The following is a 24,241-nucleotide window of genomic DNA, read 5'->3' as shown; positions in this document are numbered from 1 at the left end:
TTTTTTTTTCAGATACGTGATGCAACGAAGGTGTAACCACTGCTTGTCGGCGGCAGCGGCAGGTGTGTATAAGAGAAAGGGCAAGGAGGGCGTGATGGTAGAGGCGTTGAGTGAAACCGAGCGGGCGGATGCGCTCGATGGGCTTGCGGAATGGGATTATGACGAGGGCCGCGATGCAATCCGTCGTTCGATTGTGTTCACCGATTTCGCCGAGGCGTTCGGCTTCATGACGCAGGTCGCGCTGATCGCGGAGAAGATGGACCATCATCCCGAATGGAGCAACGTCTGGAATCGCGTGGAAATCCTGCTCACCACGCATGACGCAGGCGGCCTTTCCGGGCGTGATGTGGAACTGGCCGAGGCGATCGACTCGATTCTCGATGGTTGAACTGAGCCACGGCTGAGTGCCGTGGCGCGCATCATCCGTCGCAATCGTCCGGGCAGCCAGCCGGCCGCGAAGGCAAGGCGACACGCGTTACTACTTATCGCGGCGTGGACGCGATCACCCTGCACGGCATCGCAGGCCGACTGCGCGACCGCTTCCACTGGCGTGCACGCCAACCCGAACCCGGCGTCGCGCGCGGTGCGGTTCGTGTCTGGTATGGCGATATTTCGGATCGCGGTGTCGACGAAGCCGGGCATGAGATCGCGCATCTCGATCCCGTCGACGGCCCATTCGCTGTCCAGCGTCCTGGTCAGCCCGCACCGCGAATTTCGTCGCGGAGTAAAGCGCCAAACCCGCCGGCCCGTAATTCGCGGAAGCGGATGCGGTATTGAGCGGGCATTGTCCCGGCGTCGCCTTCAGGTAAGGGATAAGGCGAAGCGCGCGCAGTATGCGATCCTGCGGCACGCGATCCAGCCCGGGCTGGTCAATTAACCGAATGCCCGCCCATGGCCGATCCCCGCATTGTCAAACGCACATCAGGCCGACCGCTGCTCGTGGCGATGAAGGCGGCGGGCGCCCTGCGCCACGCCGCCAAGTAGCGCACGTCGAGCGTATCGGTATTTCGATCGCGCGGCCAATGCCCGATGCGCCGCCAGTGATGAATTTCGCATCGGCACGCGTGACGCGATCGGCGACGGGCGACGACACCGCATCGCCGATCACGCGCCCGCGATTACTGGCTGAGCACCACCGTGACGGCACGACGGTTCTGCGCATAGGCCGCGTCATCCGAGCCAAGCGCCAGTGGCCGCTCCTTGCCATAGCTGATCGTCGTGATGCGGGAGGCATCGATGCCACGACCGGCAAGATAGTTCTTTGCCGCATTGGCGCGTCGATCGCCCAGCGCGAGATTATACTCGCGGGTGCCGCGCTCATCGCAATGGCCCTCGATCGTCACGCGCACGTTCGGATAACGCGTCAACCACGTCACCTGAGTGTCGAGGATCGCGCGCGCCTGATCGTCGATATCATATTGGTCCAGCCCGAAATTCACCGTGTCGCTCGTCACCGAGCGCTTGAAATCGGCCGACGAGCCCGGAACGACGGTGTCTCCAACCGGGCCTTGCGGGCCGGTCGGTTGGGTCTGGGTCGGCGCGGGGCCAGGGGCGGGCGGCAATTCGGCCGGGCGCTTCTTGGAGCAGGCGGCGGTAGCCACCAGGGCGGTCGCCATCAGCAGCGTTGTCGTCAGTCTTGCCATTTGTCGTCTCCCACTAATTCACTATCGGGTGCCCCAACGAGGTTCAGGGGCGTAACGGTCCCCAGCCCGGATCGGATCCGTCGAGCGGGGTCGGGATGCGGCGCTCGTTGACGCCGGTCAGGTCGACAGACCACAGATCGGCCTTGCCCGCGTTGCCTTGGCCCTGGCGGAAAAACATCAGCACACGGCCGTTCGGGGACCAGCTTGGTCCCTCATCCTGCCACGAGTTGGTCAGAAGCTTTTCGCCCGATCCGCTGGTATTCATGATGCCGATGCGGAACGCGCCGCCGATCTTGGTGAAGGCGATCAGGTCACCGCGCGGGCTCCACACCGGCGTCGCGTAGCGCCCGCCGCCGAAGCTGATCCGTTGCTGGCCTGATCCGTCGGCGTTCATCACATAGAGTTGCTGGCTACCGGAACGATCGCTCTCGAACACGATCCTGGAGCCGTCCGGCGAGTAGCTGCCGCCGGTATTGATCCCGGGCGTATTGGTCAGCCGCTGTGGCGTGCCGCCGCTGGCAGGGACACGATAGATATTGGTGTTGCCGCCGATCGCCATCGAGAAAACGATCCAGCGCCCGTCTGGCGAGAAGCGCGGCGCGAATGTCAGGCGCTCGGTGGTGGTCACCAGATGCTGCGTGCCGGACCCGATATTATAGACGTAGATCGCGGGCTTCTCGTTGAGATAGCTCATGTAAACGATCGACTGCTGGTTCGGCGCGAAGCGTGGTGTCAGCACGATCGACTGGCCGTTGGTCAGGAAGCGGTGGTTGGCCCCGTCCTGATCCATGATCGCCAGTCGCTTGGTGCGCCGCGCCTTAGGCCCCGTTTCAGAGACATAGACGACCCGGCTGTCAAAATAAGGCCCTTCGCCGGTGAGCCGGGTATAGACCATGTCGGCGCATTTATGCCCCGCGCGGCGCCATTCGGACGGCGGCACCACAAAGCCCTGCCGCATCAGTTCGGTCTGCGCGGATACGTCGTAAAGATAGCAGCCGACCGTCAGCGTGCCATCGCCGTTGGCGCGTATGAAGCCCTGCACCAGCGCCTGCGCGCCCGATCCGCCCCAATAGGAGAAAGCGGGCGCGGTCACTTCCGGGAAAATCACCGCGCGCAGCTGTGCCGGCTGCAGCGGGCTGAACAGGCCGGAGTTCTTCAGGTCGTTGGTCACGATATCTGCAAGCTGGCGTCCGAGCGCGTCAGTCATACCGGCCGGGGTCTGCATCACCTGGGTGGTCGGCATCGCCGGGATCGCGATCGGCATCGGGGCGGAAATCCCACCCGTCACCGATACTTCCAGCGGCGGCGGAGCGCCGCCGGGCGCCTGCGCGGCCGGCTGCTGCGTCGGCAGCTTTAGCGGGGTCGCGGGCATGTCCTGCGCGGAAGCGGCGGATGCCAGCAACAGCGCGGAGAGCAGGGCCAGGCTACGCATGACAGGGCCTTTCCTTTCGTTTCGCAGCCCCGCTCCGTCCGGCGCGGCCCGATCGTGGCGCGCCGGGTTCACCGGAGCTTCCACTGGTAATTGATGTTGTTCCATCCGCCGTTGGGGGTGGAATAGAATTGCGGAGGCAACTTCAGCGGTGAACAGCCCTTGAACGCGGCGATGCCCAGATCGATCACGCGGCGCGCGTAACGCTGGTTCTCGTCGTTGATGCCGGTCTGCCGCACCACTGTCGGTGTTGCGGCCAGCGTGCCGTCCTCGTTGAGTTTCAGGTTCAGTGTGGTGACGATCTCGTTTGCGCCTGGGCCGGGATCGACCTGGCGATCCGCGCACGGCTGAATCTGTCGCGCGATCGCCTGAACGATCGAGGCGAGCGCAGCGCCATCGATCTTCGCGGCGCGTGGCACCTGGCTGGTTGATTTGCTCTCGTCGCTCGTCAGCCCCTTGAGGAAATCAGGCCCAAGCCGGCTGCCGCGCGGCCGCGCGGTTTTCGATTCGGCCGATTTGCCGGTGCCTTGCGCCTTGGCGGGCGGCGTCTTTTCCGGCTTCGCTGCAGCGGCCGTTTCCTTTTTGGGCGGCGCGGGCTTTTCGGCTGCTTTCTCGGCGGCGGGCGGCTCTTTCTTTGGTTTCGGTTGCGGCTTCAGCGCCGGTTTTGGCGCGGGAGCCGGCCTCGGCGCGGGCTTTACCGGCGCTGGTTTCGGTTCCGGCTTCGGCGCGGGCTGGGGCACTGGCTCGGGCTTCGGCTCGGGCGCCGCGGGGACTGGCGCTGGCGGCGCGGCGTCCTCCGGCTCGCCCTGATCGGGGGCGACAGATTGTGCGGGCGGCGTTTCCGCCTGCGGCGCGGCCGCCTCCAGCCCGACCTCCTTGACGAGGCTCACCTCCACCGGCTGCTGCTTTAGCTTGAGCGGATTGGGGGTGGCGAGGAAGCCCACCGACAGCAGGCCGAACAGCACCACGTGTCCGGCAAGGGCCAGTCCAAGCCCGATCTTCTCAGCCCGCTCCACGCGATCAATCCTCGCCGATCGTCACCAGCGCAACGCGGTTCAGCCCGGCGCGGTTCAGCTCGCCCATCACGCGCATGACATGGCCATAGTCGAGAGACTTGTCCGCGCGCAGGAATACCTGCGGTGGCTGCCCGCCGGCCGGCGCCTTCGCCGCGATCGCGCTCAATCGCTGCGCCAACTGATTCTCGGCTGTTTCTTCCTTCGCGACGAAGATGCGACCCATCGAGTCTATCGAAATCTCGGTCGGTTGTTGATCCTGGTCCAGCGGCTTGGCGCGGCTGTCGGGCAGGTTCACCGGCACGCCTGCCGTCAGCAGCGGCGCGGTAACCATGAAGATGATGAGCAGTACCAGCATTACGTCCACCAATGGTGTGACGTTGATGTCGGCCATCGGCGCGCGTCGCCGGCCGCTGCGCTGCGAGGGAAGTTGCATCGCCATTGCGTCAGCGCTCGCGATCGAGCTGGCGGCTGAGCGTGGCGTGGAAGCCGTCGGCAAAGCGGTTGAGCCGCGCCTCTATGCGGTTGATGCCATGGCTGAAGCGATTGTACGCGATCACTGCCGGAATCGCCGCGAACAGGCCGATTGCGGTGGCGAACAGCGCCTCCGCGATGCCGGGTGCCACAACGGCGAGGCTGGTGTTCTGCTGGCTCGCGATCGAGGTGAAGCTGCGCATGATGCCCCAGACCGTGCCGAAGAGCCCGACGAACGGCGCGACCGAGCCGACGGTGGCGAGTATGTTGAGCCGATCCGAAAGGCGATCGATCTCCGCCGCCACCGCTGCGCCCATGGCGGTGGCAAGGCGCTCGCGCGTGCCGGCGCGGTCTATTGATGCCCCTTGCGTCGAGCGCCGCCATTCGGAAACGCCGGCGATGAACACGCGCGCGGCGGGCCGCTCGTCGTCATGATGCGCCTTGAAGAACGCATCGATATCGTCCGCCTTCCAGAAATCGCGCTCGAACGCCTCCGTTTCGCGCCGCGTCTGGCCGATCCTGCGCCAGAACATGAAGATGATCGCCCAGGTCCAAATGCTGGCCGCAAGCAGGCCGAGCATCACCAGCTTCACCACCCAGTCGGCCTGGATGAAGAGCGCGACGGGCGATAGCGTGGCGGCATCGGAATTGAAAAACAGGTTCAAGGCGTCTGGTCCTTCTTGGCCAGGAGAGTGTTGAAACGATCGATCCACGCGGCCGGCTGCCGTCGCGGCCGGCCCGTGGGGGCGACCAGTGCCGCGACGAGATCGGCTTCGGCAAGCAAGATAGCGCCGCGCATGACTCTTTGATGAATGAAAACCGCTGCGGCGCGCACTTGCGTGACTTTTGTCTCCACGATCAGCGCATCGTCGAGCCGCGCCGGGGCGGCGTAGCGGATCGCGAGGCTGGCGACGGCATAGGCGCCTTCGCCCGCTTCATGCGCCGCCCGCTGGTCGATGCCGGCAAGCCGCAGCATGTCCGATCGCGCGCGCTCCATATAGCGGAGATAATTGGCGTGATAGACCACGCCCGACAGGTCGGTGTCCTCGAAATAGACCCGCACGGGGAAGCGGTGTGTCGTCCCGTCGAAGCGCCCCTCGACGGGCTGGTCGGTCCGGCCAGTCGTCATCGTTCATGCTGTTAACCGAAGCGAGCCGCGCGCGTAACCCCTCCGGCGGCGCGATCAGCCGCCCGCGAGCGATTGATCCTGCAAAGCGCCCATGTCGACGTGCAGGCGCGGCGGCTTATCGGATTTTGCGGTTTCGGATTTCGCCGTCGGGCCTCTGAGAGTCACTGGCGCCACGGGCATCGCGACCGGCGCGGCGAAAGCGATCACGGGATTGGCGGCCTGTCCTTTCCGCCAGGCATCATAGGCGTCGAAGAACTGGATGAAGGGCTGGTCCAATGTCGGTAATTGCGTAGTTGCGAAGGTCTGGAGCATCGCGGGGGCAACGCTTTCGGCCCGGGCAAGCACCTCGGCGGCGCGCACGCAAAATGCCTCGCGGGCAAAATCCTGCGAGAAATAATTGTAGAGGCGCGTCATCGCCTCATCCTCGCGGGACTGCCAGTCGGTGCCGGCGGCGCGGAATTCCGCCGCGAGCGTCGCCTGCGCTGCGGCGAACGCGCCCTTCTGTTGCGTGAGCAGGCTGTTGTAGCGCGCGACGATCGTCTCCTGCGCCGGACCGCGACAGGCGAGCGCGGCGACGTTAAGCGCCGCGCGCAGATGCCACACGGCGGCGGCGGCGCTGAGATTGCGGTTCGGCGTGAGATAGGTGCCGTCGGAAAGCCGCGTCGGGATCGTCATTCCCGCGCGCGCGCCAGCAGGCATCGGCGCGTATGCCGTCGCAGTCTCGGGCGGGGCCGGCGTGGCGATCGCCACCTTCTTTGTATGCGCGGCACACCCTGCGAGAGATGCCGCGGCCCACCCGACCGCGATGGATATGGCTGCCCGTTTCATGGCGCTTTCTCCCTGTTCGCGGTGATTCGGCGCTCAAATGGTTAACAAAAGGTTACCAGCGCGATGAAGCGTTCGGGAGCGCTGGGTCTCTGCTTACAGGGAGGCTCGTCAGGCCGTGCGTTTCTCCAGCGCTTGCGCCGCCTCTTCCATCAGCGTCGCGATGATATCGGCGACCGGTTCTTCCCGGCTCACCATGCCGACCGACTGACCGGCCATCACGCTGCCATGCTCCACATCGCCCTCGATCACCGCGCGCCGCAGCGCGCCCGCCCAGTAATGCTCGATCTGCAGCTGTGCCTCGGCCATCGCCACACTGCCTTCGTCCAGTGCCTGGGCCACTTCGCGCTGCTTTTGCGAGAAGAGTTCGCCGGCCGCATTCTTCAGTGCGCGCACCGGGATCACCGGCAGCCGTGGATCGATCTGCACGGAAGCCACCGCGTCGCGGGCCGAAGCGCGGATGAACGCCTTCTTGAAATTGGCGTGCGCAATGCTCTCGGTCGCGCAGACGAAGCGCGTGCCCAGCTGAACCCCGGCTGCACCCATATCGAGATAGCCCGCGATCGCTTCACCGCGCCCGATCCCGCCCGCGATGAACACCGGGATCTCGCTGGCGATAGCCGGCAGAATCTCCTGCGCCAGCACGCTTGTCGAAACCGGGCCGATGTGGCCGCCCGCCTCCATCCCCTCGATCACGAGCGCGTCGACGCCGGAGCGGATCAGCTTCTTCGCCAGCGCCAGCGTGGGGGCGAAGCAGATGCACCTCGCGCCGGACGCCTTGATCGCCTCGAGCGATCCCTTCGGGGGCAGCCCGCCGGCAAGCACCACATGGCCGACCTCATGCTTCGCGCAGATCCCGATCAAGTCGGGCAGCGCCGGATGCATCGTGATGAGGTTCACGCCGAACGGCTTGCTGGTCAGCGCCTTCGTCGCGGTAATCTCCGCGTCGAGCAATTCCGGCGTCATCGCGCCGCAAGCGATCACGCCAAATCCCCCGGCATTCGATATCGCCGCGACCAGATTGCGCTCCGACACCCAGGACATCGCACCGCCGAGGATCGCGACCTCGGACCCGAGAAAGGCGGCGCCGCGCGCCATGCGTCGCTGAAGGCGCTCGGCGCCCGTGTTGTCAGTCGTCATGCGCGTTGCCCTAGCGTCGGCGCGGCCCATCCCGCAAGCTAGAGCGCCGCGATCGCTGTCGCCAGCGCCTCCACTTCCGCTGGCTCGCTCGCCCAATGGGTGACGATGCGGATCACGCCGTCGCTCCAGTCATAGAAGCCGAACCCCTGGTCACGCAGCGTCTGCGCCTCCGCCGCAGTCACGCGCAGGAACAGCTCGTTTGCCTCGACCGGGTGGAGCACTCGCGCGCCAGCAGATTGCGCGAGCGCGGTCGCTGCCCGATTCGCCGCGCGCGCGTTATCGAGCCACAGGTCGCCATCGAGCATCGCGTGTAGCTGTGCCGCGAGATACCGCCCTTTGGACAGCAGGTGGCCGCCGCGCTTGCGCCGTCGCCGCGCATCGTCCGCCAGAGAAGGATCGAAGAATATCAGCGCTTCGGCCGAAAGGCCGCCGTTCTTGACGAAACCGAAGCTCAGCACATCCACCCCAGTTACGATGTCGGCAGGAGTGCAGCCCAGATGAACGATCGCGTTGGCCAGCCGCGCCCCATCCATATGGACGCGCCAGCCGCGCGCCCGGGCGAGTTGAGCGAGCGCGCCCACCTGCGCCGGTGAATAGACAGTGCCAAGCTCGGTCGCGTTGGTCAGTGAAAGCGCGTGCGGCTGCACGCGGTGGACGTCGTTCGCTATTCCGTCGGCGACCGCCGCTGCCGTTTCCGGCGTCATTTTCGCGTCCGCGCCACTGGCGAGCAGCAGTTTTGCGCCATGTGTGAAAAATTCGGGCGCGCCGCATTCATCGTTCTGGATATGCGCCTCGCTATGGCAGATCACGCCGCCATAGGGCTGGCAGATCGTCGCCAGCGCAATCGCATTGGCGACCGTGCCTGTCGGCATCCACAATGCTGCCACTTCACGCCCGAACAGATCGGAAAAGCGCGCGTCGAGCGCCTTGCTCAGACGATCGCCGTCATAGCCGGAATCGATCGCATCGGCAGCTTGCATCGCAGCGAACACGGCCGGATGGACCGGCGCCACATTGTCGGAAAAGAAATGCATGTTGTATCCCGTAGCGGGAACTGGGCTTGGTGAAAATCGCTGCGTCGCTCCACCTTGGCTGGTTAACGTTGCGTCGCCGGCCCGCGATCAGCGGTCGTCCCATGTCGCTCCTGCGCTAAGCATCGGCGACGTTGAATGAAGAAGCCGGTCGATGGCCTTGATCCAGCGCCTCCAGCTCACGTTCGATGATGGAGCGCAGTTGCGCACATAATATGCGGTGTCCGCGTCCGCTGCGCTCGGCCATGATGACCCATTGGCAAAGGCCGCTGCCCAGCGTGGCGATGAGCTCGGCCAGATCGGAGAGCGCCTCGGGATGTTCGCGCGGCGCATAGGCGGCGAGGGCGGCGATCAGGGCGGCCCGCACGCGATTGCGCATCTCTTCCTGCAATTTGGCGATGCGGGGGTTGCGGGCGGATTCTGCCATGATCTCCGGCATCAGCCGGTAGCCGTCGATATCCTCGTCATAACTGGTAAAGCTCAGGATCCACTCCCGAACGGCGATGCGGTTGCCGGTGAGGATGGCTTCATCGAGCCCCGCTTCGTCCAGGAACAGCGAGAAATCGCGCAACGCGATCGTGGCGATGATATCTTCCTTGGAGGAAAAATCGCGGTAGATCTGCCCGACCTTCACCCCGCTGGCGCTGGCGATTTGCGCCACGCCGGTGCCGTGGAAGCCGTTTTCGATAAACAGGCGACGCGATATTTCGAGGAGATGCTCACGCCGCTGCATCGCGCGACCCGCGCGATCGCTCGTGCTGCACTGCAAAAAATTCACCCGCTGCTGCACCTTTCTATCTTGCCTTGAGTTAAAGACCGGCGTAACCCCGCTCAAACCGTGAGCGATCGATCACTCACGTGTTAGCACAAAATCCAGGGACGTTCATGAAGAAATTCGCACCCGCGCTCGCGCTCGCGCTCCTTCTACCCGCCTGCGGGAAAGGCGCGCCGCCGCAGCAGCAGGGCCCGGCGCAGGTCAGCGTCATCGCGGTGCGGTCGCAGCCGGTGACGTTGACCACCGAACTGCCGGGACGAACCGTCGCCTTCGAGACATCGGAAGTGCGTCCGCAGGTCAACGGCCTGATCCAGGCACGCCTGTTCGAGGAAGGCGATTCGGTGCGTCAGGGGCAGCCGCTGTATCGCATCGATCCGCAGCCCTATAAGGCGAGCGAGGCGAGCGCGGCGGCGGCGCTGGCGCGCGCCAATGCGGCGATCGCCTCCACCAATGCGCTGGCGCGGCGATATGGCGAGCTGGTCAAAATCAACGCCATCGCCCGCCAGGATTATGAGAATGCGCAGACGCAGGCGGCTCAGGCCCGCGCCGATGTTGCAGCGCAACAGGCGGCGCTGCGCTCCGCGCGGATCGATCTTGGGCGGACCATCATTCGCGCGCCGATCGCGGGGCGGATCGGACGATCCGATTTCACCACCGGCGCGCTCGTCACCGCGTCGCAGGCGAATGCCTTGACGACAATCCAGCGGCTCGATCCGATCTATGTGGATGTTCAGCAGTCGAGCGCCGACGTGCTCAAGCTGCGGCAGCAGATCCTCGCCGGGCAGGTATCGCGGGAAGGCGGCGCGGCGCGGGTCCGGCTGAAGCTGGAGGACGGCACCACCTATCCGGTCGAGGGCGAATTGAAGTTCACCGACGTTTCTGTCGACCCTACCACTGGCAGCCAGGCGATCCGTATCCGCTTCGCCAATCCCAACCGGCTGTTGCTGCCGGGCATGTACGTCCGCGCGCAACTCGTGGAGGGCACCCAGGCGAAGGGGCTGCTTGTGCCGCAGCGCACCGTAAGCCGTGACGAGCGCGGCCATGCGACCGTGATGGTCGTCGGCAAGGGCGACAAGCTGGAGCAGCGGGTGATCCAGACGACCCGGACGGTCGGCGATTCCTGGCTTGTTACCGGCGGCCTCAACGAAGGCGATCGCGTGGTCGTCGAGGGTGGCATGATGCTGCGGCCCGGAATGCCCGTGAAAGCGGTTCCCTATTCACCGAAAAACAATGCGGCGGCGGCGACGCCGGGCGCGCAGGCACAGGCGAAGTAAGCCCATATGGCCCGTTATTTCATCGATCGCCCCATCTTCGCATGGGTCATCGCGATCATCCTGATGCTTGCCGGCGGCCTCGCGATCAGGTCGCTGCCTGTGGCGCAATTCCCTGAGATCGCGCCGCCCACCGTCTCGATCGCCGCAAGCTATCCTGGGGCTGATGCGGAAACGCTGGAGCGCACGACGACCCAGGTGATCGAACAGCAGCTCAAGGGCATCGATCATCTGCGCTATTTCTCCTCGTCGTCCGCATCATCCGGCACGGTGACGATCACGCTGACGTTCGAGCAGGGCACCAATCCCGATATCGCCCAGGTGCAGGTACAGAACAAGCTGCAGGCCGCGACGCCGTTGCTGCCGCAGGAAGTGCAGCGCCAGGGGCTCCAGGTGCAGAAGTCCGCCGCCAACTTCCTGGTGATCGTGGGGCTTTACTCGAAAGACGGCTCGCACAGCGCGACCGATCTTGCCGACATGGTCGTGTCACGAATGCAGGATCCGGTCAGCCGCGTGAACGGCGTCGGCGAGATTCAGGTGTTCGGCGCTCAATATGCGATGCGCGTGTGGGTCGATCCGCTGAAGCTCAATTCCTATCAGCTCACCATCGCGGACGTGACAAACGCGATCCAGGCGCAGAACGCGCAGGTCTCCGCGGGGCAGATCGGGGCGCAGCCGGCGCCAAAGGAGCAGATGCTCAACGCCACCGTATCGGTACAGTCGCGCCTCCAGACGCCCGAGCAGTTCGGCGCGATCCGGCTGAAGAACGGCGCTGACGGCTCGGTCGTCCGATTGTCTGATGTGGCGCGGATCGAGCTGGGTGCGGAAAACTATGGTTTCGATACGCGCTATAATGGCAAGCCGGCCTCCGGCTTCGGGGTGAAGCTCGCGTCCGGCGCCAATGCGCTGGCGACGGTCGAGGCAGTCAAGGCGCGGGTCACGGAAATCTCGAAGGGCCTGCCGGCCGACGTGCAGGTTGTCTATCCTTACGACACCACGCCGTTCGTGCGCCTTTCGGTGAAGCAGGTTGTCCACACGCTGTTTGAGGCGGTGGTGCTCGTCTTCCTCGTCATGTTCCTGTTCCTGCAGAACTGGCGCGCCACGCTGGTGCCGACGATCGCAGTGCCGGTGGTGCTGCTGGGCACCTTCGCGGTAATGGCGGTCGCGGGTTTCACGATCAACACGCTGACATTGTTCGGCATGGTGCTGGCGATCGGCCTGCTCGTCGATGACGCGATCGTGGTGGTCGAGAATGTCGAGCGCCTGATCGTGACCGAGGGGCTCAAGCCACGCGACGCGGCGCGCAAATCGATGGACGAGATCAGCGGCGCGCTGATCGGCATCGGCATGGTGCTGTCGGCGGTTTTCCTGCCGATGGCGTTCTTCGGTGGTTCGACCGGGGTGATCTATCGCCAGTTCTCGATCACGATCGTCTCCGCGATGGTGCTGTCGGTGCTGGTCGCGCTGATCCTGACGCCAGCGCTCTGCGCGACCCTGCTCAAGCCGCACGACCCCTCCAAGCATGAAGGCAACGGGCCGCTTGCGCGCTTTTTCCGCTGGTTCAACGATGCGTTCGATCGCGGCCAGCGCAAATATGAGAAGGGCGTGCGCAGCACTGCGCGCAACTGGAAGCGCTCGATCGCCATCTATGTCGTGATCGTGCTGGTGATGGGATTGTTGTTCTGGCGTCTGCCGAGCGCCTTCCTGCCGGACGAGGACCAGGGCACCGTGATCGCGCTGGTGCAGGGGCCGTCCGGCGCGACGACCGCGCGCACCGAAAAGGGGCTGGAGCTGGTGCGCAGCCATTTCCTGAGCGAGCCGGGCGTGGAAGCAGTGTTCACGATCAACGGGTTCAGCTTCGCGGGGCAGGGGCAGAATGCGGGTCTCGCCTTCGTCAACCTGAAGCCGTGGGACGATCGTTCCGGCGCGAAAAACAAGGCGCAGGCGATCGCCGGGCGCGCGATGGGGGCATTCTCGCAATATAAGGACGGCATGATCTTCGCGCTGGTGCCGCCGGCGGTTTCCGAGCTCGGCAATGCGACCGGCTTCGACATGCAGCTCGTCGATACCGGCAATATCGGGCATGAGAAGCTGACCCAGGCCCGCAACATGCTGCTGGGCATGGCATCGCAGGACAAGCGCGTCGCGCAGGTGCGACCGGTCAGTCTCGAGGATGCGCCGCAGCTCAATATCAATGTCGATCAGGATAAGGCCCGCGCGCTCGGCCTTGATATCGCCTCGGTCAACTCGACGATCTCCACCGCGTGGGGCGGCTCCTATATCAATGACTTCATCGATCGTGGCCGCGTGAAGCGCGTGTTCGTGCAGGCGGACGAGCCGTTCCGGTTGCGGCCGGAGGACGTCGGCAGCTTCTACGTCCGCGGGTCCAATGGCCAGATGGTGCCGTTCACCGCTTTCTCCACGCTCGAATGGGCGAAAGGCCCAGTCCAGCTCACGCGTTACAACGGCCAGTCGGCGACGCAGATTCAGGGCGGCGCGGGTTCCGGCATCAGCACCGGCACCGCGATGCAGGCGATCGAGGAGATGCACGCCAAGCTGCCGCCGGGAACCGCGATCGAATGGACCGGTCTTTCCTATGAGGAAAGGTTGTCGAGCGGCCAGGCGCCCGCGCTCTATGCGCTGTCGCTCGTGATCGTGTTCCTGTGCCTTGCCGCGCTTTATGAAAGCTGGTCGGTGCCGATCTCGGTGCTGCTGGTGGTGCCGCTGGGCATTCTGGGCGCGCTGCTGGCGGCGACGCTGACCGGGTTGAACAACGACATCTACCTTCAGGTCGGCCTCATCACCACGATCGGCGTTTCGGCGAAGAACGCCATCCTGATCGTCGAATTCGCCGAGGAGCGGATCGTGGAGGGGATGCGCCCGTTCGACGCCGCGATCGAGGCAGCCAAGCTGCGTCTGCGGCCGATTCTGATGACCAGTCTCGCGTTCGTGTTCGGCGTGTTGCCGCTTGCGGTTTCGACCGGCGCCGGCGCGGGCGGGCAGAACGCTATCGGCCGCGCGGTCGTTGGCGGGATGCTCTCCGCCACGGCGCTAGCGATCTTCTTCGTGCCGATGTTCTTCGTCGTCGTGCTGCGGATGTTTGGTCATCGCGACCATGACACCCCCCGTGATGCCGAGCCTGAAGGCGGCGCCGCGCCGCAGGGAGTTTCCGCGTGACCCGCCGTTTCCGTACCCTCGCATTGCTCACCGCCGCCACCGCGCTGTCGGCGTGCAACCTCGCACCGAAATATGTGCGGCCCGTCGGCGCGGTGCCGGCCGAATTGCCGCGCGGCTGGCCCTATCCGGCGGCGGCGAGCGATGCGCCGGAGATCACCCGGATCGGCTGGCGCGATTTCTTCACCGATGCGCGGCTGCGGCAGGTGATCGAGACGGGGCTCGCCAACAACCGCGATCTGCGCGTCGCCGCCGCCAATGTGTTGCAGGCGCGCGCGCAATATCGCGTGCAGCGGGCCGATCTCGTCCCCTCCACCTCGATCAGCGGTAGCGGGACCTATACCAATAATATCGCCAGCCTCGGCGGCGGCGCGGCGGCGGGCGGCGGTGGCGCGACGTCGAGCAATCTGGAGATATATTCGGTCAGCGCCGGCTTTTCCTCGTTCGAGCTGGACCTGTTCGGCCGGGTGCGCAATCTCAGTCGCGCCGCGCAGGAGCGTTATTTCGCAAGCGAGGAGGCGCAGCGCTCCACCCGCATCAGCCTTATCGCAGAAATCGCGACCGCGTGGCTGACGCTGGCATCGGATCAGGATCAGCTCGCGCTGGCGCAGGATACGCTGAAGGCGTTCGCACAGACGCTGGATCTCACCCGTGCGCAGTTTCGCATCGGCGTCGCCTCCGAACTGGAAGCGCGGCAGGCGGAGACGAACTATCAGAGCGCGCGTAACGACATTGCGACGTTGCAGACGCGGATCGCGCAGGATCGCAACGCGCTGAACCTGCTTGCTGGCACCGCCGTTCCTGCCGATCAGCTTCCGGCGGGGCTGAACCAGGGGCAGGTCACGCTCGACGCCTTGCCGGGTGATCTGTCTTCACAGGTGTTGTTGCGCCGGCCGGACGTATTGCAGGCGGAGCACCAGCTGATCGCCGAGAACGCCAATATCGGTGCGGCGCGAGCGGCGTTCTTCCCCCGGATCTCGCTGACCGCAACGATCGGCACGATTTCCACAGCGCTTTCAGGCTTATTCGCCGGGGGCAGCTTCACCTATACTGGCGCGCCGAGCGCAACGCTGCCGTTGTTCGACGCCGGTCGCAACGCGGGCAATCTCGCTTATGCCAGGGCATCGCAGCAGGCGGCGGTCGCCACTTATGAGAAATCGATCCAGACGGCATTCAGAGAAGTGGCCGACGCGCTGGCGACGCGTGGCACGATCGGCGAGCAGATAGCGGCGCAAACCGCGCGGGTGGAGGCGGCACAGGTCGCTGCCCGTCTTTCCGATGCGCGCTATCGTGCCGGGATCGATTCGTTCCTCACCGCGCTTGATGCGGAGCGCACCGCTTATGCCGCGCGCCAGCAATTGCAAACGACGCGGCTGGCCCGCGCCAGCAATCTGGTCGAGCTGTATCGTGCGTTCGGCGGGGGCCTCGATTGAAAGATTAAGTCGATCGCTTGCCTTTTCGCGCAACAGGCATATCCTCTTCGAAAAATACGGAGAGATGCAGATGAGCCGAATCGAGTTTGGCGCGGGTGATCCCGGCGACAAGAGCCTGGTGATATTGCAGAGCCTGTTGTGCCTGCTGCGCGAGAAAAACCTGCTGTCGCGCGCCGATATCGAGGAATTGTGCGAGAAGGTGCAGGCCCGCGTCGCCGATCACGACCGCGATCCGCTGCCGTGCTGTGTCGAGGGCGCGGTGGCCGCTGCCAACGAGATGGAGCGCCTCGGTCAATATATCGGGCATCGCTACGGCGGCAAACACCGCCGCATCTGATCGCCCGGAGTAGAAGCGCGATCGACGCGCGGCGACACTTTGGATGGAGGTCAGTCTTGCGCTGTGAGATGCCGTGTGTTGCCCGCGTTTATTTGGCGTTGCACCTGACCTGAGCTTTTGCCCCCCGGGCGTGACGGTCATCGCCTCATGACAGTCGGGAGGCTTCCCGTAGCGAGGCCGCACCTAGGGGCATGACGGGACGAGCCGAAGCGACGACAAGCGGGAAACGGCAGTCAGCTTGTTCACCAGTGCGGCCGCAGCGCCGGAGACGCGCGGCGCGTCGGGCGCGCCGGCATTATCGGCGCTTATCAGGCCCGGCCGCCACGCATGACCCGAAGTTCCGCCTCGGCATTGATCTCCGCCACGCGCGCCACGTGGTGCCGGTGCCTGCCGCCATACGCTCTGCCGACTTCGATGTCGGGCATCGATTTCTACTGCGCGTCGGTCGGATCGACCGGCGGGATATCCGGTGTCGGCCCGGTGGGCGCCTCCGGCATCGGAGTGAACTCGCGATCGTCGCCCACGGGCAGCTTCATCCGCTGCTGTCGCCAGTCCTCCGCCGCTTGCGCCAACCGTTCTTTCGAAGAGGAGACGAAATTCCACAACAGGAATCGCTCGCCGACCGGCTCACCGCCCAGTACCATGACGGCTGAGGGTTGCCGCGCGCGAACGTCGATCGCATCGCGTCCGTTCAGCACCGCCATCTGCCCGGTGACGAGCACCGTGCCGCCAATCTCGATCTCTCCGCTCGCACAATAGACCGCGCGCTCGGGATAAGCGGTGGTGACGGCGCGCCGCGCGCCCGCGTCCATCTCCCAATGCTGATAGAACATCGGCGAGTGCACCCGTACCCCCGCCTTCAGGCCATCGGCGCTGCCGGCGATCAGCCGGCCCTTTATGCCGTTCTCCTCCCACTCGGGCAGTGCCGCGCCGTCGTGATGATCGAACGAAGGGGTAGTTTCCTCGTCCGCCGTCGGCAGCGCGACCCATGCCTGAATACCGTGCATGTTCGCGCCGTGCCTCCGTGCATACTCAAGCCGCTCGCTATGCGTGACGCCGCTGCCCGCGACCATCCAGTTCACCTCGCCGGGCTTGATCTCCTGTTCGTAGCCAAGGCTGTCGCGATGTGTGATCTGGCCGGCATAGAGATAGGTGACGGTTGCCAGCCCGATATGCGGATGGGGCCGCACGTCCAGTTCGCGCGGGATTCCCGGTGCGAGTTCGAGCGGGCCCATGTGATCGAAGAAGATGAACGGACCCACCATGCGCTGCGCGTGGAAGGGCAGCACTCTGCCGACGACGAAGCCGCCACCCAGATCATGGGTCCGCCTGTCGATGATGCGTTCGATCGTCACAATATTCTCCCTCGTCCAGCGCCATGGGAACAGCGCCGTTCGTCCTCTCATCCTAGCGCTGTTTGCGGAAGATGTGCATAGCGACCGCAAAGCCCGGTAACGCGCGCACATGCCGTAAAGAGAATTGGTCGATGTCCAGATACCTTGCCGCCGCCGTTCTGACTGCGTCGCTTGTCGCAAGCCCTGCAGTCGCGCAAAAGGCGGCGGACCCGGATGAGGTCGTCGTTCTCGGCTCCGGGCTGGTCGTACCGCCCGGCACGCCAGCTTATGGTTCGGTCGTGATCGATCGCGATCGTCTGACCAACGACGCCTCCGGCCGCGTCGAGGATGTTCTCCTAGACGTCGCGGGGTTCCAGCAGTTTCGCCGGTCGGACAGTCGCTCCGCCAATCCATCCGCGCAGGGCGTCACATTGCGCGCGCTCGGCGGTAACGCATCGAGCCGAACGTTGGTGTTGCTGGATGGAGTGCCGATCGCTGACCCTTTTTTCGGGTATATCCCGTTCAACGCGGTGACGCCCGATAGACTGGCCGGCATCCGCGTGACCCGCGGAGGAGGGGCGGGGGCCTTTGGATCGGGCGCGGTCGCGGGAACGATCGAGCTGGCGAGCGCAGGCCGCGCCGATCTGCCTGTTGCGTCAGGCGACGCTTTTTACGGAAGCCGCAACTCGGAAAGCGTGTCGGCCAATATCTCGCCCGGTCTCGGCGGCGGGTTCGCCACCCTGTCCGCTAGGTTCGAGCGGGGCGATGGCTTCCAGACGACACCTGAAAACCAGCGCGTCGCGGCAACCGTGCCCGCGCGCTATCGTGACTGGTCGACCGGCGTCCGTGCCGTCGTGCCGGTTGGCGCGGTATCGGAATTGCAGTTTCGGGGCCTGTTATTCGGCGACAACCGCACCTTGCGCTTCAAGGGGGCCGACTCGAGTTCCGAGGGTGAGGACGCCAGCATCCGCTTCATCGCGCGTGGCGACTGGCAGGTGGATGCGCTGGCCTATCTTCAGGCGCGAAACTTCACCAACAGGGTCATCAGCGCGACGACGTTCAAGCTGACGCTCGACCAGCGCAACACGCCCTCCACCGGCATCGGCGGCAAGATCGAAGTGCGGCCGCCCATCGGCGACGATCACGTTCTGCGGCTCGGAGGCGATCTTCGCTTCGCCGATGGGCAGATGTTCGAGGATGCGTACAGCGGGGCGGGGATCGTCACAGCGCGGCGCAACGCCGGGGGCAATATCAGTGTCGCGGGGCTGTTCGTCGAGGACGACTGGACGATCGGGAAGCTCGTCGTCACCGGCGGCGTTCGCGCGGACCATTGGACGATCGCCAACGGCTTCTTCCGCGAGCGCAACGGCGCCGGAGCGCTCGCTGTCGATAACAGCTTCCCCGATCGCAACGGCACCGAGGTGACCGGGCGCGGCGGTGCGGTGTTCCACGCGGCCGCCTGGGCGGACCTGCGCGCCGCGGCCTATACCGGCTTCCGCCTGCCGACTCTCAACGAGCTATATCGGCCGTTCACGGTTTTCCCGATTCTGACGCAGGCGAACGCTGCGCTCTCGCCGGAGCGGTTGCGCGGGATCGAGGCGGGGATCGATCTGCATCCGATGCGCGGCCTCGATCTTGGCGTAACCGGCTTCTACAATCGTCTGGGCGATGCGATCGCGAATATCACGATCAGCCCGACGCTGCGCCGTCGCGGCAACGTGAACGCGATCGAGGCGAAGGGGGTGGAGGCGACGCTGACATGGCACACGGGCGCGGTGATGCTGTCCGGTTCCTATGCGCTGAGCGACAGCAAGGTGCGCGCGCCGGGGAAGGCATTTGACGGGCTGGCTCCGGCGCAGAGCCCGCGCCATTCCGCCAGCGCGACGATCGGCTGGTCGCCAAAGGCCGGCCCGATGCTGTCGCTGACGGCGCGCTATGTCGGCGCGCAATATGAGGACGATCTGCAAACCAACGTGCTGCCCGCCGCCACGACGTTCGATGCCGTCGCGCGCTTTCCGATCAGGCGCGGCGTCGCGCTGATCGCGCGGGCCGAAAATCTGTCCGACGCGAAGGTCGAGACCCGCAATCAGGCCGGATCGATCGATCTGGGCACGCCGCGAACGCTGTGGATCGGTGTGCGCTTCGGCGGGTGACGCGCGGCGCTATAGCCGCGTTCCGACGACGATGCAGGCCAGGAACATGAGCAGCCCGGCGAAGCGGTTGGCGCGGAAACGGGTGAGCGCGCCGTCATTGTCGTCGGGCCGGAGCGTCGCGACCTGCCAGCAAAGGTGGATCGCGATCGGCGCCAGCGCGGCAAACACCAGCGGATCGGGGCGAACCATCCAGAACGCGCCGCCCCACAAGAACAGCGCCGCGCCATAGAAGCCGCCGACGCCCGGCACGACCGCCGCACCCATTGCGCGCGCGGACGATCGGATGCCGACGATCGCATCATCCTCCCGATCCTGCAGCGCATAGATCGTGTCATAGCCGATGACCCAGCAGATTGATCCGGCGTAAAGCAGCAAGCCTGGCAATGCGAGCCACCCCCATGTCTCGTTCCAGCCGACCAGCGCCGCCCAGGAGAACACCAGCCCAAGCCATGCCTGAGGCCACCAGGTGATCTTCTTCATGAACGGATAGGCGGCCACCAGCGCGAGGCTGGCAACGGCGATGATCGCGGTATCAACGCGCAGTTGCAGCAACACGACCAGCCCGATCAGGCTGAGCAGCCCGAGCCATGCCCATGCCGCCCGCAGCGACACCGCGCCGCTCGCGAGCGGGCGGGACCGGGTGCGCGCTACGCTGGCGTCCAGCTCGCGATCGACGATATCGTTATAGACGCATCCGGCGCCGCGCATCGCGATGCTGCCCGCCAGCAGCCACAGGATCAGCGGCCAGCGCTCGATCGCGCCGCCCGCCAGCGCGATTGCCCATGCGCCGGGCCAGAAGAGCAGCCACCAGCCAATCGGCCGGTCGAATCGCGCGAGCAGCGCGAAATTCCGCAGTCGCGGCGGCAGTGCGGCAACGATGCCGCGATGCTGGCTGTCGGGGACGATATCGGGAATGTCTGTCACATCATGCTTATTATCGTCGGCGTCATGCTTCCGCCACAGCCTGTCATCAGGGTTTGTCGTCTCAAGTATCGTGACGCTAGATTGTGGGCACGGTACAAGGAGTAAGCGTATGTCTTTCTTGCGGATCGCGGCGATGGCCGCGCTGATTTCGGCTTTCACGCCAGCGGCGGCGCAGCGCGGGCCGGCGCTGGCCGGCATCTGGCGCAACGATTCGGACAGTGTGCGCATCCGCATCGCGCCGTGCGGCCCCGGGCTTTGCGGCAGGGTTGTCGCCGCAAGCGAGAAGGCGAAGGCCGATGCCGCGCAAGGCGGCACCGATCGGCTGATCGGCACCGAACTGTTCCACGATTTCCGTCGGGAGGAAGATGGCCTGTGGTATGGCCAGGTGTACGTGCCCGATATCGACAAGACGTTCGACGGCACGCTCGAACTGGTTGATCGAGACACGATCGTGGGCAAGGGCTGCCTGTTCGCCGGCTTCGGCTGCAAGACGCAAAGCTGGAAGCGCGTCCGCTGATCCATTTGTCGGTCGCGGTCGCTCGGTTCGTCGAGGCTTTGTTCTACGCGATATTGCGCGTGGCCGGGGTGATTACGCTGACGGCGATCGGCATTGCGTTTGTGGCCTACCTTCTGTTGATGCTTGCGCGACGACTGACCCGAGGCCGCAAGCAATGATCGCCACCCCCGCCTGGCCGCCGCGCTCCACGCCGCGCCTTTACGTGCCCGATACGCTCGCTCCCGGCGCGCGGCGGATCGATGGGCCGTCGGCGCATTATCTCGGCTCGGTGATGCGGCTGAAGGCAGGCGATCCGGTCAGGCTGTTCGATGATGCGACCGGCGAATGGCTCGCCGTGGTGGAAAGCGTGAGCCGACGCGATCTCATGCTCGACGTGCGAGAGCGCCTCGCCGTGCGCGAGGCGGTCCCCGACCTGTGGCTTCTCGCTGCGCCGCTCAAGAAGGGGCGGGTGGACTGGATGGCGGAAAAGGCGTGCGAGCTTGGCGTCGCGCGGTTCGTGCCGGTAGTCACGCGGCGCACCGTGGTGGACAAGCCCAATACGGAGCGGTTGCGCGCGCACATGATCGAGGCGGCGGAGCAGTGCGGCCGCACCGCATTGCCCGAGGTCGCCGAGCCGTTGAAGCTCGCCGCGCTTCTCCGCGACTGGCCGGCGGACCGCGCGCTCTATTTCGCCGATGAACAGGGTGGGGCGCCAGCGCGTGAGGTGATGAAGCCCGGTCCCGCAGCGATCCTGATCGGCCCCGAAGGAGGCTTCGACGACGACGAGCGCGCTGCGATTCGCGCGACTCCGGGCGCAGTGGCGATCTCGCTCGGCCCGCGGATCCTGCGCGCCGATACGGCGGCGGCGGCGGCGGTGTCGATATGGATGGGAAGCGCCGGGGACTGGGGATGAATCGAAGCGTTCCGCGCCCACTAGCGGAGCCGTTCATCCCCGCGTAAGGCGCGCGCATGACGACCAAGACGGTTTCAGACAGCAACTCGCCAGCAATCGAGTCGCGCGATCAGCTCATCGCCAGTTTTGCCCATGGCGAAAAGCCGAAGGAGCGCTGGCGCATCGGCACCGAGCACGAGAAATTCGTCTATTCGGTCGCCGATCATCACGCGCCGTCATGGGGGGAGCCGCACGGCATCCGCGCGCTGCTGACCGAACTTGAACAATATGGCTGGCAGCCGGTGGAAGAGGGCGGAAACCTGATCGCGCTGACCGGCGCGGATGGCAGCGTCAGCCTGGAGCCGGCGGGGCAGTTCGAATTGTCCGGCGCGCCGCTCGATAACCTGCACGAAACGTGCGCGGAGACCGGCCGTCATCTGGAACAGGTGAAGGCGGCCGGGGAGAAGCTGGGGATCGGCTTCCTCGGGCTCGGCATGTGGCCGGACAAGACGCGCGAAAACCTGCCGATCATGCCGAAGGGGCGCTATGGCATCATGCTCCGCCATATGCCGCGCGTCGGCTCGATGGGGCTGGACATGATGCTGCGCACCTGCACGATCCAGGTAAATCTCGATTACGCCAGCGAAGCCGACATGGTGCAGAAGTTCCGCGTCGGCCTCGCTCTCCAGCCGCTCGCGACCGCGCTGTTCGCGAACTCGCCGTTCATGGAGGGGAAACCTAACGGCTATCTTTCCTATCGCAGCCATATCTGGTCCGATACCGATCCCGCGCGGACGGGGATGCTGCCGTTCGTGTTCGAGGATGGCTTCGGCTACGAGCGTTATGCCGAGTACATGCTCGATGTGCCGATGTACTTCGTCTATCGCGAGGGTCGTTATATCGATGCGGCGGGGCTTTCCTTTCGCGATTTCCTGAAAGGCGAGCTATCGGTTCTTCCCGGCGAACTGCCGACGCTGGAGGATTGGAACGATCATCTCTCCACGGCCTTTCCCGAGGTGCGGCTTAAGACGTTTCTGGAAATGCGCGGCGCGGATGGCGGTCCATGGAACCGGATCTGCGCGCTGCCGGCATTCTGGGTCGGGCTGCTTTACGATCAGGGTGCGCTAGATGCCGCGTGGGATCTGGTGAAGCACTGGTCGATGGACGACCGCGAGACACTTCGCAATGCTGCGCCAAGACTTGGCCTCGCCGCGCCGATCCACGGCGGCGGAACGCTGCAGGATATCGCGGGCGAGGTGCTGGAGATCGCCAATGCCGGTCTCGCGGCGCGGGCACGGCTGAATCGCTCGGGCGACAATGAAACCGGCTTCCTTGATCCGCTGCGCGAGATCGTCCGCAGCGGGAAGGTGCCGGCGGAAGTGCTGCTGGAGCGCTATCACGGCGCGTGGAATGGGGATGTGTCCCGCGTGTACGGCGAGGCTAGTTTCTAACGACCTGCTATCCAGGCGAACAGGCGCGGGACGGGTCCGTTGCGCGCCATCCATTCGCTATAGTCGCGATAGGCGGGGTCGGCGGAAAGGTGTCGCTCTTCGGTCTTGGCACGCCAGTAATAGACGCCGCTGACCACGCCGAGCAGCAATGTCGCGCGCGTTGCGTCCACCAGGCTGCCGGTTGACAGCACCGGGATCGTCGACAGCCACCAGAACAGGTTCTTGGAGAGATAGGCCGGGTGCCGCGACCAGGCATATGGCCCGTGAGTCAGGATGCCGCGGTGGGTCAGGTTCGAAAAGCGCATCCCGAACGCCATGGTCGCCCAGGCGTAGATCGCGGTGAGCAGCACCAGCACCGTGCCGATGAGGATCAGCAACAGCGGGTGGCCCGCCAGCCAGTATGTCCATTCAGCGGTGCCCGGATGGTAATCGAGCGGGCCGCCGGCATCCATCAGAATGAACGGCGGATAGCACATCAGCGCCGCCATCCACGCCGCCGCATATGGGTTCGCCGTTCGGATATGCGCGTCGAGCGGCCGCATCGTGAGCAGATAGCCGACCGTCGCGAAGGCCACGTCGACCACGAACATGAAGGTGATGAGCCAGTTCGCCAGCGCCACCGGATCGTGGAGCACGGCCGAATCGTCCGCGCGAATGAATTCGCCGAATCCCGGCGGCACGATCGCCAGCATGAAGGCGAGGAAGAAGCCCTTCACCGCCCAGGAGCGCAAATGATTGTAGATCGCCTCGCGGTCGGGCGCGCCCTGCCCGAGCAGCCAGGCGCCGAGTGACCACGCCCCGTCGCGCGGCTCGATCAGATACCGGTCCAGCCACAACACATAGGGGATGGATAACGCGAACAGCACCGGCGCGGCGCGCTCGAAGCACCACATCGAGAACTGGAAATTGCCATCCCAGTAGAAGCGCCCGGTCGCGTAGATCAGCGCGATCGCCGCCCATGTCACCCACAGCCCGGCCAGCTTGACGAGCGAAACGTCCAGCGTGTCGCGCAGCGGTGTGCGGCAGGACCAGTCGATGCCGGTGGAGGGATGGCGATGCACCTTGTCGACCAGCAACGACCACAGGATCATCGGCACGGCGCAGGCGGCGACATTCACCAGCGCGGCATAAGGCCCATCCATGCCGAAATGCCGCGACAGCGCGATCCATGCGATCAGCCCGCCAAGCCCGGCGAACCCGACCCCATGGGACACTGCCGAGCCTGGACGCGGATCGGTGCGGCCGGTGGTGGAAAGCGCGGGATCGTGCAGCATCGTCCCGCGTCTAGCGCGGGAATGGTAAGGATCGCGTGAAGGG

General features: G+C 65.3%; 22 protein-coding genes. 9 read left to right on the top strand and 13 right to left on the bottom strand.

The genetic code is table 11. From position 1 onward, the window contains the following. The first annotated feature begins 91 nt into the window (after positions 1-91). Positions 92-388 (top strand): 4a-hydroxytetrahydrobiopterin dehydratase, encoded by a 297-nt coding sequence (locus FFS35_RS07355; protein WP_171007549.1) that lies wholly within the window; start codon positions 92-94, stop codon positions 386-388. 730 nt (positions 389-1,118) lie between these two features. Here FFS35_RS07355 and pal read toward each other — a convergent pair. From pal to FFS35_RS07305, 10 genes are all read right to left on the bottom strand, one after another. Next, on the bottom strand, positions 1,119-1,643 hold the full coding sequence (pal, locus tag FFS35_RS07350) for a peptidoglycan-associated lipoprotein Pal (protein ID WP_137786473.1): 525 nt from the start codon (positions 1,641-1,643) through the stop codon (positions 1,119-1,121). A gap of 43 nt (positions 1,644-1,686) precedes the next feature. Then, on the bottom strand, positions 1,687-3,075 hold the full coding sequence (gene tolB, locus FFS35_RS07345; protein WP_249341509.1) for a Tol-Pal system beta propeller repeat protein TolB: 1,389 nt from the start codon (positions 3,073-3,075) through the stop codon (positions 1,687-1,689). Positions 3,076-3,143: 68 nt separating this feature from the next. Next, positions 3,144-4,088 (bottom strand): cell envelope biogenesis protein TolA, encoded by a 945-nt coding sequence (locus FFS35_RS07340; RefSeq protein WP_137786472.1) that lies wholly within the window; start codon positions 4,086-4,088, stop codon positions 3,144-3,146. 4 nt (positions 4,089-4,092) lie between these two features. Continuing rightward, positions 4,093-4,527 (bottom strand): protein TolR, encoded by a 435-nt coding sequence (tolR, locus tag FFS35_RS07335; RefSeq protein ID WP_137786471.1) that lies wholly within the window; start codon positions 4,525-4,527, stop codon positions 4,093-4,095. Positions 4,528-4,531: 4 nt separating this feature from the next. Next, positions 4,532-5,224, bottom strand: coding sequence for a protein TolQ (tolQ, locus tag FFS35_RS07330; RefSeq protein WP_137786470.1), 693 nt, complete (start codon positions 5,222-5,224; stop codon positions 4,532-4,534). Continuing rightward, positions 5,221-5,688 (bottom strand): tol-pal system-associated acyl-CoA thioesterase, encoded by a 468-nt coding sequence (gene ybgC, locus FFS35_RS07325; protein WP_137786469.1) that lies wholly within the window; start codon positions 5,686-5,688, stop codon positions 5,221-5,223. The genes tolQ and ybgC overlap by 4 nt, the downstream gene beginning before the upstream one ends. 54 nt (positions 5,689-5,742) lie before the next feature. Then, positions 5,743-6,516 (bottom strand): hypothetical protein, encoded by a 774-nt coding sequence (locus FFS35_RS07320; protein WP_137786468.1) that lies wholly within the window; start codon positions 6,514-6,516, stop codon positions 5,743-5,745. Between the two features lie 108 nt (positions 6,517-6,624). Then, the gene (locus FFS35_RS07315) at positions 6,625-7,611 is read right to left on the bottom strand and encodes a nitronate monooxygenase (protein WP_137786501.1); all 987 of its coding nucleotides are present in this window, start codon (positions 7,609-7,611) and stop codon (positions 6,625-6,627) included. 80 nt (positions 7,612-7,691) lie between these two features. After that, a complete protein-coding gene (locus FFS35_RS07310; RefSeq protein ID WP_137786467.1) occupies positions 7,692-8,687 on the bottom strand; it encodes a beta-eliminating lyase-related protein in 996 nt (331 codons plus the stop codon). Positions 8,688-8,802: 115 nt separating this feature from the next. After that, the gene (locus FFS35_RS07305; RefSeq protein WP_137786466.1) at positions 8,803-9,474 is read right to left on the bottom strand and encodes a TetR/AcrR family transcriptional regulator; all 672 of its coding nucleotides are present in this window, start codon (positions 9,472-9,474) and stop codon (positions 8,803-8,805) included. Between the two features lie 95 nt (positions 9,475-9,569). Between FFS35_RS07305 and FFS35_RS07300 the strand changes: the two genes are divergently transcribed. The 4 genes from FFS35_RS07300 (at position 9,570) to FFS35_RS07285 (ending at position 15,674) form a co-directional block, all read left to right on the top strand. Continuing rightward, on the top strand, positions 9,570-10,733 hold the full coding sequence (locus FFS35_RS07300; RefSeq protein WP_137786465.1) for an efflux RND transporter periplasmic adaptor subunit: 1,164 nt from the start codon (positions 9,570-9,572) through the stop codon (positions 10,731-10,733). A 6-nt stretch (positions 10,734-10,739) separates the two neighbouring features. After that, positions 10,740-13,907, top strand: a complete 3,168-nt coding sequence (locus FFS35_RS07295) for an efflux RND transporter permease subunit (RefSeq protein WP_137786464.1) — start codon at positions 10,740-10,742, stop codon at positions 13,905-13,907. Further along, complete coding sequence (locus tag FFS35_RS07290) at positions 13,904-15,337, top strand: efflux transporter outer membrane subunit (protein ID WP_137786463.1); 1,434 nt, start codon at positions 13,904-13,906, stop codon at positions 15,335-15,337. The genes FFS35_RS07295 and FFS35_RS07290 overlap by 4 nt, the downstream gene beginning before the upstream one ends. Before the next feature lie 64 nt (positions 15,338-15,401). Further along, on the top strand, positions 15,402-15,674 hold the full coding sequence (locus FFS35_RS07285) for a fructosamine kinase family protein (protein WP_137786462.1): 273 nt from the start codon (positions 15,402-15,404) through the stop codon (positions 15,672-15,674). Positions 15,675-16,105: 431 nt separating this feature from the next. On the opposite strand, the gene FFS35_RS07280 is transcribed toward FFS35_RS07285, so the two are convergent. Further along, the gene (locus FFS35_RS07280; protein WP_249341508.1) at positions 16,106-17,029 is read right to left on the bottom strand and encodes a pirin family protein; all 924 of its coding nucleotides are present in this window, start codon (positions 17,027-17,029) and stop codon (positions 16,106-16,108) included. A 131-nt stretch (positions 17,030-17,160) separates the two neighbouring features. Here FFS35_RS07280 and FFS35_RS07275 point away from each other — a divergent pair, with 131 nt between their 5' ends. Further along, on the top strand, positions 17,161-19,161 hold the full coding sequence (locus FFS35_RS07275) for a TonB-dependent receptor (protein WP_137786460.1): 2,001 nt from the start codon (positions 17,161-17,163) through the stop codon (positions 19,159-19,161). Between the two features lie 9 nt (positions 19,162-19,170). Here FFS35_RS07275 and ubiA read toward each other — a convergent pair whose 3' ends face one another. After that, the gene (gene ubiA, locus FFS35_RS07270; protein ID WP_249341507.1) at positions 19,171-20,085 is read right to left on the bottom strand and encodes a 4-hydroxybenzoate octaprenyltransferase; all 915 of its coding nucleotides are present in this window, start codon (positions 20,083-20,085) and stop codon (positions 19,171-19,173) included. 109 nt (positions 20,086-20,194) lie between these two features. On the opposite strand from ubiA, the gene FFS35_RS07265 reads away from it, so the two are divergent. The 3 genes from FFS35_RS07265 to FFS35_RS07255 all read left to right on the top strand — a co-directional run bounded on the left by FFS35_RS07265 (position 20,195) and on the right by FFS35_RS07255 (position 22,924). Continuing rightward, positions 20,195-20,602, top strand: a complete 408-nt coding sequence (locus tag FFS35_RS07265; protein WP_171007545.1) for a DUF2147 domain-containing protein — start codon at positions 20,195-20,197, stop codon at positions 20,600-20,602. Positions 20,603-20,756: 154 nt separating this feature from the next. Continuing rightward, a complete protein-coding gene (locus FFS35_RS07260) occupies positions 20,757-21,494 on the top strand; it encodes a 16S rRNA (uracil(1498)-N(3))-methyltransferase (protein WP_137786457.1) in 738 nt (245 codons plus the stop codon). A gap of 56 nt (positions 21,495-21,550) precedes the next feature. Beyond that, positions 21,551-22,924 carry a glutamate--cysteine ligase gene (locus FFS35_RS07255; protein ID WP_137786456.1) on the top strand — a complete coding sequence of 458 codons (1,374 nt, stop codon included), beginning with the start codon at positions 21,551-21,553 and terminating at the stop codon, positions 22,922-22,924. On the opposite strand, the gene FFS35_RS07250 is transcribed toward FFS35_RS07255, so the two are convergent. Further along, positions 22,921-24,198 carry a DUF1295 domain-containing protein gene (locus FFS35_RS07250; RefSeq protein WP_137786455.1) on the bottom strand — a complete coding sequence of 426 codons (1,278 nt, stop codon included), beginning with the start codon at positions 24,196-24,198 and terminating at the stop codon, positions 22,921-22,923. The genes FFS35_RS07255 and FFS35_RS07250 overlap by 4 nt on opposite strands. Between the last annotated feature and the right edge of the window lie 43 nt (positions 24,199-24,241).

Origin of the sequence: Sphingomonas sp. 3P27F8 (assembly GCF_005502745.1) — a bacterium.
GTDB lineage: Bacteria > Pseudomonadota > Alphaproteobacteria > Sphingomonadales > Sphingomonadaceae > Sphingomonas.
This window is presented reverse-complemented; position numbering and strand designations above follow the sequence as displayed.